15 protein-coding genes and 1 tRNA gene are annotated in these 14,875 nt (G+C 46.2%); 5 read left to right on the top strand and 11 right to left on the bottom strand.

Annotated features, from left to right (window positions below):
* Positions 1–24: 24 nt before the first annotated feature.
* Complete coding sequence (locus tag DKW60_RS08665; protein ID WP_109837261.1) at positions 25–555, top strand: ACT domain-containing protein; 531 nt, start codon at positions 25–27, stop codon at positions 553–555.
* A gap of 116 nt (positions 556–671) precedes the next feature.
* On the opposite strand, the gene DKW60_RS08660 is transcribed toward DKW60_RS08665, so the two are convergent.
* The 4 genes from DKW60_RS08660 to trpD are packed head-to-tail and all read right to left on the bottom strand — an operon-like array spanning position 672 to position 4,129.
* On the bottom strand, positions 672–1,466 hold the full coding sequence (locus DKW60_RS08660; RefSeq protein ID WP_109837260.1) for a thymidylate synthase: 795 nt from the start codon (positions 1,464–1,466) through the stop codon (positions 672–674).
* A 5-nt stretch (positions 1,467–1,471) separates the two neighbouring features.
* Positions 1,472–2,278, bottom strand: a complete 807-nt coding sequence (gene lgt, locus DKW60_RS08655) for a prolipoprotein diacylglyceryl transferase (RefSeq protein ID WP_109837259.1) — start codon at positions 2,276–2,278, stop codon at positions 1,472–1,474.
* Between the two features lie 16 nt (positions 2,279–2,294).
* Positions 2,295–3,119: an indole-3-glycerol phosphate synthase TrpC gene (trpC, locus tag DKW60_RS08650; protein WP_109837258.1), complete on the bottom strand. Its 825-nt coding sequence runs from the start codon at positions 3,117–3,119 to the stop codon at positions 2,295–2,297.
* Complete coding sequence (trpD, locus tag DKW60_RS08645; protein WP_109837257.1) at positions 3,116–4,129, bottom strand: anthranilate phosphoribosyltransferase; 1,014 nt, start codon at positions 4,127–4,129, stop codon at positions 3,116–3,118. Before trpD ends, trpC begins: the two co-directional genes overlap by 4 nt.
* A 155-nt stretch (positions 4,130–4,284) precedes the next feature.
* On the opposite strand from trpD, the gene DKW60_RS08640 reads away from it, so the two are divergent.
* The gene (locus tag DKW60_RS08640) at positions 4,285–4,965 is read left to right on the top strand and encodes a hypothetical protein (protein WP_109837256.1); all 681 of its coding nucleotides are present in this window, start codon (positions 4,285–4,287) and stop codon (positions 4,963–4,965) included.
* Positions 4,966–5,020: 55 nt separating this feature from the next.
* Here DKW60_RS08640 and DKW60_RS08635 read toward each other — a convergent pair whose 3' ends face one another.
* The 5 genes from DKW60_RS08635 to DKW60_RS08615 all read right to left on the bottom strand — a co-directional run bounded on the left by DKW60_RS08635 (position 5,021) and on the right by DKW60_RS08615 (position 10,543).
* Positions 5,021–5,644 carry a hypothetical protein gene (locus tag DKW60_RS08635; RefSeq protein ID WP_109837255.1) on the bottom strand — a complete coding sequence of 208 codons (624 nt, stop codon included), beginning with the start codon at positions 5,642–5,644 and terminating at the stop codon, positions 5,021–5,023.
* Between the two features lie 9 nt (positions 5,645–5,653).
* Positions 5,654–6,322 carry a glutathione S-transferase family protein gene (locus DKW60_RS08630; protein ID WP_109837254.1) on the bottom strand — a complete coding sequence of 223 codons (669 nt, stop codon included), beginning with the start codon at positions 6,320–6,322 and terminating at the stop codon, positions 5,654–5,656.
* Positions 6,323–6,358: 36 nt separating this feature from the next.
* The gene (gene rlmB, locus DKW60_RS08625) at positions 6,359–7,096 is read right to left on the bottom strand and encodes a 23S rRNA (guanosine(2251)-2'-O)-methyltransferase RlmB (RefSeq protein ID WP_109837253.1); all 738 of its coding nucleotides are present in this window, start codon (positions 7,094–7,096) and stop codon (positions 6,359–6,361) included.
* Positions 7,093–9,390 carry a ribonuclease R gene (gene rnr, locus DKW60_RS08620; RefSeq protein WP_109837252.1) on the bottom strand — a complete coding sequence of 766 codons (2,298 nt, stop codon included), beginning with the start codon at positions 9,388–9,390 and terminating at the stop codon, positions 7,093–7,095. The genes rlmB and rnr overlap by 4 nt, the downstream gene beginning before the upstream one ends.
* 73 nt (positions 9,391–9,463) lie before the next feature.
* Entirely contained in the window at positions 9,464–10,543 is a 1,080-nt protein-coding gene (locus DKW60_RS08615) for a hypothetical protein (protein ID WP_109837251.1), read from the bottom strand.
* Positions 10,544–10,626: 83 nt separating this feature from the next.
* Here DKW60_RS08615 and DKW60_RS08610 point away from each other — a divergent pair.
* The 3 genes from DKW60_RS08610 (at position 10,627) to DKW60_RS08600 (ending at position 13,591) form a co-directional block, all read left to right on the top strand.
* A tRNA-Leu gene (locus tag DKW60_RS08610) sits at positions 10,627–10,713 on the top strand.
* Positions 10,714–10,923: 210 nt separating this feature from the next.
* A complete protein-coding gene (locus DKW60_RS08605) occupies positions 10,924–11,448 on the top strand; it encodes an aggregation factor core (protein ID WP_109837250.1) in 525 nt (174 codons plus the stop codon).
* A 568-nt stretch (positions 11,449–12,016) separates the two neighbouring features.
* Complete coding sequence (locus tag DKW60_RS08600) at positions 12,017–13,591, top strand: copper amine oxidase (RefSeq protein WP_109837249.1); 1,575 nt, start codon at positions 12,017–12,019, stop codon at positions 13,589–13,591.
* 115 nt (positions 13,592–13,706) lie between these two features.
* Here the strand turns inward: DKW60_RS08600 and DKW60_RS23995 are convergent, their stop codons facing one another.
* A complete protein-coding gene (locus DKW60_RS23995; RefSeq protein ID WP_219988683.1) occupies positions 13,707–13,895 on the bottom strand; it encodes a hypothetical protein in 189 nt (62 codons plus the stop codon).
* Between the two features lie 164 nt (positions 13,896–14,059).
* Positions 14,060–14,524, bottom strand: a complete 465-nt coding sequence (locus DKW60_RS23990) for a hypothetical protein (RefSeq protein ID WP_219988682.1) — start codon at positions 14,522–14,524, stop codon at positions 14,060–14,062.
* Positions 14,525–14,875 lie beyond the last annotated feature (351 nt).

Raw genomic sequence — 14,875 nt, 5'->3', positions numbered from 1 at the left:
CTAGCAAGTGAGGAGTAGTTTTACATGAAAAATACTTATCGAGTGGTTGTCATCGGCAGCAATCGGTCTATCTCCATTTTGCGGAGATTATCAACGGATTTGGCTCAGGAAGGTTGTGACCTTATGGCAACCTCATCTTTTACTCTGGGTGGTAACTTTGTCATTATGATGATCGTGAACAGCGATTTATCAAAGACGGAACAGCGTGATTTGCTGCAGCCCACCTCTGATGCTAACGAACTGCAGTTGATCGTAGACCGGATTGACGAATTTGATCCGACGCATGACTTCCCGGAAGTCACTGTACATATCCACGGAACAGATCGGATTGGCGTGTTCTCTTACTGCATGGCGATTTTAAACGATGCCGGTTTAGATGTACTTAGCATGCATTCTGACCTGTTGGGAAAAGGTGGAGAAGGCAAGGAAGAAGAGTTTTTGAATATCATTAAAGGTCGCGCGACATTAGGCATGGAAGAGTTAAACCGAGCGGCAGAAAACCTACGCAATAACAAGATTGATGTGACGATATCCACGGCTGAAAACGAAAGCTAATTAGCCACGGAACCAGCATAATCAGAGGTGTAAGATTATGCTGGTTTGTTATCAATGTTAATGGTTGAATAACAGTCTGGTACGCTGGCGAATCTGCACAAAATCAATCTGTGATATCAGACAGCGACATCCGCTTTAATGTGTGGATGAGATTGATAGCCAACTAGCTCAAAATCATCATAGGTGAATCCAAAAATATCCTTCACATCCGGATTTATCTTAAGCGTTGGCAGTGCATAAGGTTCACGTGATAACTGGGTATCAACTTGCTCCATATGATTACTGTAGAGATGTGCATCGCCGAGTGTGTGAATAAACTCTCCCGCCTCTAAATCACAGACCTGAGCTATCATCATCGTTAATAAAGCATAGGATGCGATATTAAACGGCACGCCTAAAAAGATATCGGCACTTCGCTGGTATAGCTGGCATGACAACTTACCATCAGCCACATAGAACTGAAATAGAACATGACAGGGCGGCAAAGCCATCTGATCAACTAATCCAACATTCCATGCATTCACCAAAATACGTCTGGAGTCCGGAGAGTGTTTGATCTGGTCGATCACCTGACTAATCTGATCAATATGCCCGCCGTCCGGGGTAGGCCATGAGCGCCATTGCACGCCATAGACCGGCCCTAAATCGCCGGATTCATCTGCCCATTCATCCCAGATAGAGACACCATTTTCTTTTAGATAAGCGATGTTACTGTCACCTTTCAGAAACCATAGCAGCTCATGGATAATAGAGCGCAAGTGGACTTTCTTAGTGGTTACCAGCGGAAAACCTTCACTCAAATCATAGCGTGACTGATAACCAAAAACAGAGGTTGTACCGGTGCCTGTGCGGTCTGTTCGGACATTGCCATGCTCTTTTACATGACGAATTAATGCTAAATATTGTTTCATATCGATTAAGCCCCTTTAACCGGGTGCTTTTTGTAGCCCCACCAAAACAATGCAACACCTAACAAGAACATTGGCACTGATAATAGCTGGCCCTGTGTCATCCAGCCGAAGGCAATGAATCCATTTTCACCCATGTGTTGATCGGGTACGCGTACAAACTCAACGATGATTCTGGAGATGGCATAGCCCATTAAAAACAGACCAGAGACTGTGCCCATTGGGCGTGGTTTCTTAGAAAAGATCCAGACGATAAGGAATAGCGCCAAACCTTCTAAGGCAGCTTGATAGAGTTGCGACGGGTGACGAGGGAGTTGGTCTACCGTAGGGAAAACCATTCCCCAAGGCACATCCGTTGGACGCCCCCAAAGCTCTGCGTTGATGAAGTTACCGATACGTCCTGCACCCAAGCCAAGCGGCACTAGAGGTGCAACGAAATCCGAGACTTTAAGCAGAGGTAAGCCAAACTTTCGGGCCAGTAGCAAAGAGGCTACGGTGACGCCAATCAGACCACCATGGAAGCTCATCCCTCCTTCCCAGATGCGCAGCAGAATCATCGGGTTTTGAAGAAACTCTGAGAAGTTATAAAAGAAGATATAACCCAGGCGCCCACCCAGTACGACACCGAGCGCACCATAAAACAGAATGTCATCAACCTGATCAGGCTTTATCGGACTGCCGGGCTTTTTAGCGCGGTACTTTCCCATGAGCAGGAATGCTATAAAGCCAATAACATACATAAGGCCATACCAATGCACGCCAAACGTATCGGTAAACTTGATGGCTACGGGATCGAACCCAGGATGTGTAAGCATGTGTTAGCGCCTTGCCTTAAAAGAATAAAGAACGGAGTTGTGTGCCGGGTTCGTCTGCTCGCATAAATGCTTCTCCGACTAAGAAACTATCAACCTTGTGCTCACGCATAAACGCGACGTCCTGTGCGGTATGAATGCCGCTTTCAGTCACAACAATTCGATCATCGGGAATGATTTCCAGTAGATCGACAGTAGTATTCAGTGAGGTTTCAAAGGTGCGAAGGTTGCGGTTATTGATGCCGACCAGTTTTGCTCCTAAAGGCAGTGCAGTGCGAAGTTCATCTGCGTCGTGTACTTCAATCAATATGTCCATCTCCAGTGAAAGCGCTACATCATACAGGGAGTACAGCTGCTCCTGACTTAAGGCCGACACAATTAATAATATACAATCCGCGCCCATCGCCCGTGCTTCGTATATCTGGTAAGGATCAATAATGAAATCTTTACGTATCACCGGCAAACTACAGGCTGCCCGTGCTTCCTTCAGGTATTGCGTGCTGCCCTGAAAAAACTGGGCATCGGTCAGTACTGATAAACATGCCGCGCCACCTTGTTCATAGCTGGCTGCAATGTCGGCAGGAATAAAATTTTCACGAATTACCCCTTTACTGGGTGAGGCTTTTTTCACTTCAGCAATCACCGCTGATAAACCACTGGCGAGTTTTGCCTCCATAGCACCTACAAAAGGGCGAATGGTCGAGGCTTCTGTAATCGCGATTTCCATTAGCTTCTCTACGGGCGTCTGTGAGCTTATTTGACTCACTTCCCGCACTTTCTCAGCAATGATCTTTTTCAGAATATCCGGTGCGCCGGGGGTATTAAAAACTTGTGAATCACTCATGCGTTTGTTTTCTCAATCAATGCGTTTAATTTTTCGAGCGCTGCACCGCTTGCAATCGTGTCAGCGGCTTTCTTTATGCCATCTTCTAATGAACTTGTTAGGCCAGATGCATAAATGGCTGCACCTGCGTTCAGGCAGACGATGTCCTTAGCTGCACCAGATTCGTTAGCTAATACTCCTTTGAGCATTGCTAAACTTTCCTCAGCTGTTTCCACTTTAATGCTATCCAGCGACTGACTGGTCAAACCGAAGTCTTCCGGTTTAATCGTGTACTCTGTGATATCACCGTCTTTTAATTCTGCAACGAAGGTTGGGGTGGCAATACTGATTTCATCCAGGCCATCCTGAGCGTGAACCACTAACACATGGTTGCTGCCCAACTGTCTCAATACTTCAGCCAAGGGTCGTACTAGTTCCTGACTGAATACCCCTAATAATTGATTAGGCGCACCGGCTGGATTGGTTAGTGGACCAAGCACATTGAAGACCGTGCGAACTGCCATTTCCTTACGTGGACCGATGGCATATTTCATCGCACTGTGATGGTTCAATGCAAACATAAAGCCCACACCAATCTCTTCAACACAGGCTTTAATTTGTTCTGGTGATACAGAGAGATTGACGCCTGCCGCTTCCAGTACATCTGCTGCGCCAGACTTGCTTGATACTGAGCGATTACCATGTTTAGCGACATGACCACCAGCTGCTGCCACCACAAAACAACTGGCCGTTGAGATATTAAAAGTACCACTGCCGTCGCCACCTGTGCCAACAATATCGACCAGGTTATCAGCCTGAATATCTACCGGTGTTGCCAAGTTGCGCATTACCTGTGCTGCCGCGGTGATTTCATCGACGGTTTCACCCTTTAAGCGTAAGGCAATCAAAAAGCCACCAGTCTGTGCGTCGGTTGCTTTTCCGGTCATGATTTCATTCATCACATCCGTCATTTCATCGGCAGTTAAAGACTCTTGTTCCAGTAATTTAGCAATGGCTTGTTGAATATTCATATCACTTCAGGTGGTTATCGATAATCGAATGCGCATGGTATCATGCCGGGAATTCTTATGAAATTATCTAAGTGTATAGCCTCTGAAATAAGCAGGCTTAGACTATTGATAAACATTCATCATTTCTGCTAATCAAAATCTCCGGTATTAACTTTATGTCCATTTCTGTAAGTCAGTTTGCTGGTGCTTATGAGCGTCAATATTTACGTCAAATAAAATCACCTCTATTGTTTGCAACTCAGGCAGATGAACTGATGCTGGTTCAGGCTAAGGCCAATGATCAGGCACTCATAGAGCCTTTTATGGGAGAGCTTCAGAAGGTGCTGGAACGCGCAGCCGATTTTAAACCCAATGAAGAAAGTGATGTGCTATTGGCGGTAAAAGCAGATTTAGATCGTTTATACAATGCCAGTTGCAGCTTGCCGGAAGATCAGCGTGAGATAAAAAAATATATCGCCGGGCTGATTGAAACTATCATGCACTCGATTCGTAAGGGTGCTGCGGATGATGAGCGCGCTTTGTTAGAGTTAGCCGAAGAAACCGAAGCCAGAAAAGCCCATTTTGAATTACTTCAATCTGATCTTATTGCGGATTTATTGAGTGATGAGGATGTTATTCCGGCAGAGCAGTTATTACCAACACTTCTGAGTGCTGATAAGTCTGATCTGGCTCAAGCTGTGCAGCTTTTTGACGCTGAGCAAACCAAGGCATTAATCGAGCAGGGTCGGAATTTGATCAGCGGTCTGACGCAGCAATCATCAGAAGAACTGGCCAATGCCAAACAAAGTCTGGAATTTATCGAGGGCTATCTGGTTTTTTTGGAGCAGAACCAATAACGGTGAGTGACCGGTTAGGCATGCAACTTAGTTAGGATTTGATTCCAGACTGCTATCATTCCATGGGCTGGAGCGTGCGGAAAATCATCTCAAACGAACCTTCGTGTTTATCTAAGGCGTCTTTATCTACCTGATTAATCAGAAACGCAGAGAAGCGTTCGCTGTCTTTACGGAAATATTCACGATAGTCATTGGTATTCACGCCACCCACGCTGCCCGGAATCGTCTCAACAATCCACTCATACGAGATGCCGTTTAAGTCACGCGTGATCGCCATAAAGTCAGACTGCAAAGCCGCACTGGGATCTATCTCAAGGGGTTCGCCTTCTGCTGATACGGGTGCTACTTGCGTTTGTTCAGAGTAACTCAGTGAGAAATCTTCCAGCGTAGGAGCTTCGTCTTTTCTGAATATTTGAATGACGGACAGGGCTTCATCAGCGCCTTCAACAAACACATAACGCACAGAATCCTGCACTGAGTCTTCCAGTACTGTCCAATCTGAAGGATAGTCGAACAACAAACCACCTTCATCATAAGTTGTCGAAGGGATCGCTGTCTCAAGGCTTACTTTAACCAGCTCGTTACCTTGCTCATCTTTAACCGGTTCCTCAACTTTCTCGCAAGCAGTTATGGTTAATCCAATCAAACAACTAAACAGCAGGGGGCGCATGCTCAACATATAAGTGTATTACTCAGACATTATCGGGTAGCAGCGATCATACCACGCAGCAAAGGTAGAATTGTGATTTTTTGCCATATCTACAATGCCTAACTGATCCCCTGAGCGCAACACACCAAAAACACTACAATCAACAAAATCAGGCTTATCACCGCCATAAAAAGACTTATCTGTCAAGCCTTCATCGCTCCATTGATCAATGGCCGCTAAGAACTCAGTTTTTTCATCATTGATGTCATACTTAGCTTTCATACGCTTCGCTACTTTAGGCATCACAATTGAACCACCCAGTCGCACAATAAAGCCTTTAAATGCCGGGTATTGATCTGCCAGCATAATCGCACCAAAGTTCTTCCATGAAGTAGTGAAGTTAGGGTGTATCAACGGCGGTAAATAGTGCACCAGTGTTTCATCCACCCAGTCAGTCCAGCGCTTGCTGTCTTCGCTCTTAGGTGCCTGTGCATAGTGCTCATTGATGTAATCAACGATGGCCGCAGACTCGACAATCACTTTATCGTCATCCTTTAGCACCGGCACTTTTGCATGGTCTGTAAAGTCCAGCTCCTGCATACCCATTGGCGTCACCTCAACGATATCGTAAGGTTGCTTCGCGTAATTCAATAAAGAACGGACTTTCCAACAAAATGGGCAAGAATTAAATTGGTATAAGGTCAACATAGAATGGGGTCACTTCTTAACACTATAAACAGGCGCTCAAGTCTGGCGTTGGCGCACGGCCTCGTACAATACCACACCGGTTGCAACGGATACATTCAAGCTGGAAACAGAGCCAGCCATTGGAATGGAAATCAGAAAATCACAGGATTTCTCAGTGAGATTACGCACACCTTTGCCTTCAGCCCCCATAACGATGGCGCTGGAACCTTTAAAATCACAGTCATATAAAGTCTGGGTAGCTTTGTCACTAGTCCCGGTAATCCATACGCCGGAATCTTTTAACAGATCCAGTGTGCGCGCTAAGTTAGTCACCTGAACAAACGGAATACGCTCTGCTGCCCCTGAGGAAACTTTGCGGGCCGTTGGTGTCAGGCTGGCCGATTTATCTTTAGGTGCGATTACCGCGTCCACACCCGCACCCTCAGCGGTACGTAAACACGCACCCAGATTATGCGGATCGGTTACGCCGTCCAGAACCAATAATAATAAAGGCTCAGTGGCATTCGTGATCAACTCGACAAGGTCATTTTCATTGGCCGCATCTGGTGCCATGTATTCAGCAACAATACCCTGATGCTTTCTGCTACCTGTCATGCGATCTAAGGCAGAGGGTGTCGTGCTCTGCGCATGGAGTCCCAGCTTGTCTGCGCGCGCCAATAGTTTATCAATGCGTGGGTTGCGTTTATTTTCTGCAACCCACAGTTGCGTAATATTCGAGGCGTCATGTTCGAGTGCATTCTGAACCGAATGCACGCCGTTCAAAAAGGTTTTCATGATTTGCGTTTCTTACGTTTAGGTGGCTTCTTGCCATCAGACTTAGTTCGCTTTCCGTCAGATTTGGATTTCTTGGACTTTGACTTCTTCGGTGGCTTTTCGCCTTTGCTACCGTCAGCGCCCGGCAGGGTAAAGTCAATCTTGCGCTCATCCAGATCAACCCGTGCTACCTGTACCGTAATCGGATCACCCAAGCGGAAACTACGGCCCGAACTTTCACCGGTCAAACGATGCAACATCGGGTCAAAGCGGTAGTAATCACTTTTTAGCGAGGTGACATGTACCAAGCCTTCCACGTAAATATCCGTTAGCTCAACGAATAAACCAAAGCCAGTGACTGCGGTAATAAACCCACCAAATACTTCGCCAACTTTATCCATCATGTACTCAGCCTTCAGCCAAGCCATAACATCGCGGGTTGCGTCATCCGCACGGCGTTCTGTCATCGAGCAGTGCTCACCCATCTCTGCCATATCCACCGGCGAATAGGTGTAGTCTGCTGCGCTACCACCGCGAATCAAGTGACGAATCGCGCGATGCACCAATAAATCAGGGTAACGACGAATCGGAGAGGTAAAGTGAGCATAATCCTTTTGCGCCAGACCAAAGTGACGCGCCGCTTCAGGTTTTTCTGTACTGACCGGACTATACATCGCCCGTGACAAACTGCGTAATAATACGGTTTGAATCAAATCAGCATCAGCACGGCCTTGTACACTCGCCAGCAGCTTTGCATAGTCCTTAGGCTCAGGCTCAACGCCGCCACCCAGACTTAAACCAATACCACTTAAAAACTCGCGTACTTTCTCCAGACTCTCAATATCAGGTTGAGGATGCACACGGTGCAGGGCAGGGATACGGTGTTTCTTGAGATAACGTGCGGCACACACATTGGCTGCAATCATGCACTCTTCAATTACCTTATGTGCATCGTTACGCTCAGTCGGTTTAATCGACTGAATCTTACGGTCCTTACCAAATTCAATCTTGGTTTCAGTGGTTTCAAAATCAATCGACCCACGTACGTCGCGCGCACGTCTTAGCGCTTTGTAAAGCGCATATAACTCTTCTAAGTGAGGCAATAATTCTTCGTACTCAGTACGAAGTTCAGGGTCTTTGTCCACTAGCATTGCTGCGACTTTGGTATAGGTCAGACGCGCCGCAGAATGCATTACTCCTTCCTTAAACTCATAGCTTAATATGTCACCATCTTCATCAATGATCGCCTCACATACCATGCACAAACGATCAACACTTGGGTTCAGTGAGCATAGGCCATTTGAGATTTCTTCCGGCAACATCGGAATCACTTGCGCTGGGAAATACACCGAGGTGCCGCGATTCCAGGCCTCCTGATCCAATGCACTGCCAACTGGTACGTAATGAGATACGTCAGCAATGGCAACCACCAGTTTCCAGTTATCACCTTTACGCTCCACGTAGACTGCGTCATCAAAATCGCGAGAGTCCTCACCGTCGATAGTCACTAAAGGTATATTGCGGTAATCAACGCGTCCTTGTTTATCTGCTTCGGTCGCCTCATCGCCTAGTTTCAGCGTTTCCTGACGAATCTCATCATTCCACTCATGCGGCAGATCGTGAGAACGTAGGGCAATGTCGATTTCCATGCCCGGTGCCATGTGCTCACCCAGAATCTCAACAACCTTACCAATGGCCTGCTGACGATTAGTCGGGTGTTCAATGATCGCGGCGCTGACAATCTGGCCATGCTTCGCTTTGCCGTTATTACCCGGTGGAATCAGTACATCAGAGGTGATGCGTTTATTATCTGGCTCAACAAAGCCGATGCCGCCGCGCACAAAATAGCGTCCGACGACTTGCTCTGTATTGTGTTCTAAAACCTCAATCACCGCGCCTTCGCGACGACCTTTCTTGTCTACGCCGGTAACACTGCACAAAGCCTTGTCGCCATGCATTAACTTGCGCATTTGTTTGGCATGCAGGAATAAATCATCACTGCCATCATCAGGGATCAAGAATCCGAAACCGTCAGGGTGTCCGCTAACGCGGCCGGAGATAAGATCCGCTTTACTCACCGGCAAATACTGTTTGCGGCGATTAAATATAATTTGTCCGTCACGCTCCATCGCGCGAAGACGGTACTTTAGTGCGTCCCGTTGATCGGGATCTTCAATGTCTAGTTGATCAGCCAGATCAGCGAAGCCCAGTGGCGCGCTGCTATCGGTTAGTACCTTCAGAATTAACTCACGGCTCGCAATCGGGCGCTCGTAATTTTCTGCTTCTCTGGCTTTATGTGGGTCTTTATATTTCAAAATTATGTTTTTATCCTATTTATTGAGACATGCATTCTACTGCAAATCTTTGATCAGGGTATGTTTTTCCCCGTTATTTTAAATACTCGCTAATTAGCGAGGCAGCGACTTCAGCGCCATTACTCTGTGCTGGCGGTTTTTGCCAGACTGTATGCAAGGATTGCTCAACCTCGGCCGCGAAATTGCCTGTTTCAAGATCACGCATTCGAATGGTTTCTAAGTAACCCTGTTGGCGTACCCAATCAAATAATGCTGGTTCTTCTGGCCAGTTACCGCGCTCAATACACACTACGGGCACTTTGTTAACGGTTGCTTCTACCAACATACCGTAACCTGTTTTTGTGAGTACCGTATGACAGCTAGATAACAAATCAATAAAGGGCAGGGCGATAGTATCCTGCGAGAGTACATCCTTGCGGTCTGACTGGATGCCTGAACCAACAACCCAATACACATTATCTAGCACTGGCCATTGCTCTGTACTAAATTGGGTAGGTATACCGCCTAAATTAACCATGACAAATCGAGCATCAGCATTATTTACCAACTGCCTCAATACATCCGTTTGTTTCTTGCCGTAGTGAGTAATCGGCGGTACGGGGCGAAGATTATTCAGTCCCGTCATCGGCATCGACGGTGTCACTGTTAAAAAATGCACAGCCTTAGAATAAGCCTGACGGATATCGCTGATAATGCGTTCGGAATGATTATATGATTCGCAGAAACCTTCGAATATCTCAGCCCAATTTAATGAGCACATCGCAACTGATGGAATATCCAGTTCAGCGGCTGCAGAGAGGGAGACATAGGGGACGTTTGCTAATAGCAGGTCGGGTTGAATTTCTTTTAGTGCTATGACCTCAGCTTTAACGGCTTGTTCATAATCCTGATGAAATGAATCGTAATAAGCATAAGATGCTTTTGCATCAACGTCCACAGCATTGTGCATTGCCATGCCAATATCTAAGGCATGATTAATGACGGTGACCGGCATTTCAAGACGTTCCTGAATGATTTTTTCAGGTAGCGTACTGCGTAGCGTAACCCGTATAGGCAGATTTAAGCGGTGTAGTGCATTCATCACCATCGAGGTTTGTGCAAAGTGGCCAAAGCCGTGGCTGGATAGGTCCACTAAGAGATGTTTGGTTGTCATTTATCTGTAATTATTCCGTTGACAAAATTTGAATGGAGTTGTAAATTGCGCGCTCTCGTTGAGACGAGGATTCTACACCACTTGCCGAAGTGGCGGAATTGGTAGACGCGCCAGCTTCAGGTGCTGGTGGGCTTTGGCCCGTGGAGGTTCAAGTCCTCTCTTCGGCACCACATTCTAAAACCAGCGTCATGCTGGTTTTTTTGTGCCCGCAATTTAGTGGCATCATCCCCGATCTATTTTATCCTGCGCCTGTTTATATGAATGGCGCAAACTATTTACGAGTCATATTGCTTGTTTAACCCTTTGTATTCCCGTGCATTAGTGGCAGGACTGCGTTGCAGCTATTATGAGTGTATTCACCAAGTAAAGGAGTATATCCAATGATCAGAACTATTCTAAGCAGTGTAATGAGTTTATCGGTATTCTGCGCAGTATCTGCAGCTCAGGCGAATGTTGACGTTTACTTTTCCGAAGGTGCTCCTAAAGACCGCTTTATTATTACCAACCAGGGCGAATGTGACCTCAATGCCTTAACGGTAACGTTTGATCTATCAACCAGTCAGGGTAAATTAATTTTTGATATCACGGGTTCAGGTGCCGGGGTTGAGGTATTTCAGCCTTTTGAGGTGACTGAAGGAAGTTTGAGACTTGCCCCCGGAACCAGCGTTAAAGATGGAGATTCTAGTTTGTCAGTCGCGATTAAATCCTTGAAAACGAATGAACAGGCAAGTTTTACGATTGACGTCGACGACACGCTGACGGTGAGTGATCGCGGCATGATTATCGTTTCAGGGTCTGAGGTGAGCGGTGGCGAGGTTGAGTTGGCGATTGATGGAACAGCCCCTGTCACTACAACATTTGCTGATAACAGTCGGGCAACGTTTAGAACGAGTTGTGGTACATAATATGCGCTAAATGACTGACATAATAAGTCAACTTAATGAGCGAGCCGACGTTAAATTAGTGACGCAGGTCAATGAACAAATTGTATTCTCACTTTGAGCCATTAGATCAGAAAAATCAGTAGCTGTTATTTTTCGATAAAGGTCTTATAAGTCAATCATATGCAGCCTGTCTTCTTAAATCTGGCGTCACGAAAATCAAAGCATACCGACCGCATTAACGCGTCAAATCTATGGTGTGTAATTGTCGTTTTGATTAATGTATGACAGGCGTGTCATGCTTACCGATATTTAATATCGAATGCACCATTTTACACTATACTAAATTTGTAGATTAGATAGTAATGTTTCACTCATCCCCCCTAAAACTAGTTAACTGAGTGATTTTTACGCGGCATCAATGATGGAAAGGAATTCGGTCATTATGTCGCGTTTTTTTATGGCACTTCAGTTGACTCTCGCCGATCATCGGGCACGGTCTTCCCTTAATCCGCTCTGCGCGTTACTTGATCAAAACTATCCCAAATAATAAATACTCATAACAAACCGATTGGTATGCGCGGTGAACAAAATGAATAAAAAGTTATTGGCGGTAGCCTGTATTCTCTTGTCGATATTATCAGTGTCTAAGGTGAGTGCAGCTGAGTTCTGCGCAGATGAATACTATATCGATCAGACGATGCCCAACGGTACTCGCTGGGATATGTGCTGGACCCATGATGCTGCACAGGGTGTCCGTTATCACAATATTCACTACACACCTAAAGACGACTCCCGCCGTATGGTGCTTTATGATGCATCCGTCGCACAAATACATGTGCCATATGATGATAACGGCGCTCGCTATCACGATGTATCTGATTATGGTTTGGGTGATGAAAACCTGTTATCGCTGAGCGCAGGCGACTGTGTTGGTGGAACGCGTAGCTACTACAATTCAAAAGCAGCTATTTGCCGCTCAATGAGTAAGGATGGCTCTGCTTACCGTCATAATGAAGTCAGACAGGACCTGCATATGCTGAAAGTGTTTAGCGTATCCCGTGTGGGTGAATATTTGTACGCAGCGGAGTGGCGTTTTTATTCAGATGGCCGCATTGTTCCTTCGATCATTGCGACGGGGGCTTTGCAGCGTTACGGTGGTGCCAGTGCGGAACAACACGGTTGGTTAATCGCGGGCACGTCAAGTATCGGCTTGTCTCACATGCACAACTTTTACTGGCGTCTGGACTTTGACTTGAATGGATCTGGATCTAATGATCAGGTGCAAGAAATCAACTACAGTGAGTATGCCGGAAAGCGTTACCGACAAATGACTTCTTTTAACAATGAAGTCGCGCGCTCAGTCAATCCAACCACCATGCGTAGTTGGTTGATCAAGGATGGTGACTCAACAAACCGCAAGGGTCACAGTATTTCCTATGAGATTCGTATGAATGAGTCTGGTCAGCGTGAGATTGGTCCAAGCTTTGAGCCATTCACAGAAAACGATATCTACATCAGTAAATCGAAAAGCTGCGAAAAAGTTGCCTCTCATAACAAGCGTGTGTACGACTGCGCTACTGATAATCTGGATGAATTTGTCAATGGTGAGTCTATTCAGGGACAAGATATTGTCGCGTGGGTAGGGGTATCTTTCTATCACATGCCTCGCTCTGAAGATGCACCTTATATGGACGCACATGTGTCTAGTTATGAGATAGTGCCACGTGACTGGCATACGGTTAATCCATCACTGGACTACGTGCCACCCATTAATTTACGCCTTTCTGCGGTTGATGACTATGTCACAGCATCTGCCAGTAGTGCGTTGGACATTGATGCAATGGGAAATGATACAGGCTCTGATATCACCTTTAATACTTTGGATAACCCAGATAATGGAACAGCGACGATTGTAAATAACAAAATTCGTTATGTGGCAGATAGCGGTTATCGCGGTACTGATGTGTTTTGGTACAGCATTAAAGACTCCTCAGGAACGGTCTTTGGTGCTCGTATTCACGTTACTGTTACTGATGCTAGTACCGGTGGCGGTAGTGGAAATGGTGGTGTCAGTACCGGCGGCGGTGGTGTTATTGACTGGTTTTCCTTGCTGGGATTATCGTTGCTTAGCAGCTTGCTGCTACTAAGAAGGCGTCACGCTTGAGCTTTACCTACTACAAGCTGATGGTTGACTGATAGGGACAGCATTATATCAACATTCTCAGAGAATATTTTCTAACATAGAAATGATCCTGAACAGTCCCAGATTGTTCCAGCGGTTAAGCCCTTTTCTGTTCCTGTTCATTAATGGTTTTAAATAAAGTGCGTCGAGCCTTCTCTAATTGCTCGGCCGCTTCATTATCCGTCATTTCATTAGCAAATGCTTCCAGCTGTTTTACAGTGATATCGGCTTTTAGATAACCTTGCCAACCCTCCAATGTCTTGAGTTTTTCATACGGTGTCATCATGGCCTCGTAGGGATACCGCGTTCGTTGTTTCCCTTTTCATCCGTCTCAACGACAGGAAAGTAGCAAGATCGGTGGAAGTTTAGATAGCGATACACCTCCTGTTGATTCAGCGCATAGATCTAGCCTGCCGAGTGTTTTGGTATATGAGCATACCCATAAAGCTTTCAGACGACAGTGACGTTTTTACTCTCAGCCAGCGCGTTGTCATTGGAGTGAAGAGCGCGAGACTTAGTAAACTCAATCCGCAGCTTTTCCAATAGTTCAGCCACCTGATAATTGACATATTTAGATCCATTATCCGAATGGAAGCCTTTGAGAGTAAAGGGAAACTGAATGAGCAGTTGTGCAAGCGCAGACATTAGGAACCGTTCGCTAATAGCCACCACCGTGGCCAATATTTCAAACTGCGTTACTTCATCAACGGCATTAATGTGGTAACCCCCTTTCTGCTTATCCAGGTCGCCCTGATGTACGGTATCGATTCGGATGTTGCCTGGTTGCCCCTCAGGATGAGGCTTGCGTCGTTCTCCGATAGCGACTTTGGTTGGATTCGTCTTGGTATGGGTGAGTTGATGGTGTCTGGTCTTACGCATCAGATACAATTGTGACACCGCCACTGGGTGTCCCATACAACTTACCAACCCTTGCCAGCAGGCGGACATCCGCATCGGTGTATTGACGTTTAAAACCACTATTCCTTGCGGGAAGATGAGTGATGATACTTGTGTCTCGTTGCTGTTTAATCAATCGTTACAGTTGGGTGGGTTAGTACCCACTGACTCGTGCCATGAAGCGCATTAGCAAGCCACGTTCACGGCGACTCCGGGTCTGGTTTGGTACTGGCGATACCGAAAGCAACCGGTTGCGTGGCTGACAAGAATTCTTCTATCTGTTCAAGTGTTTCCAGTGAGTCTAGATTCATGATCGTTTTCATCTCCTGATCATGAACAGGTTGTCAGTCGTTCAGGCTCATCTTATGT

It is taken from the genome of Leucothrix pacifica (assembly GCF_003172875.1).
In the GTDB taxonomy this organism is placed as follows: Bacteria; Pseudomonadota; Gammaproteobacteria; order Thiotrichales; family Thiotrichaceae; genus Leucothrix; species Leucothrix pacifica.
This window is presented reverse-complemented; position numbering and strand designations above follow the sequence as displayed.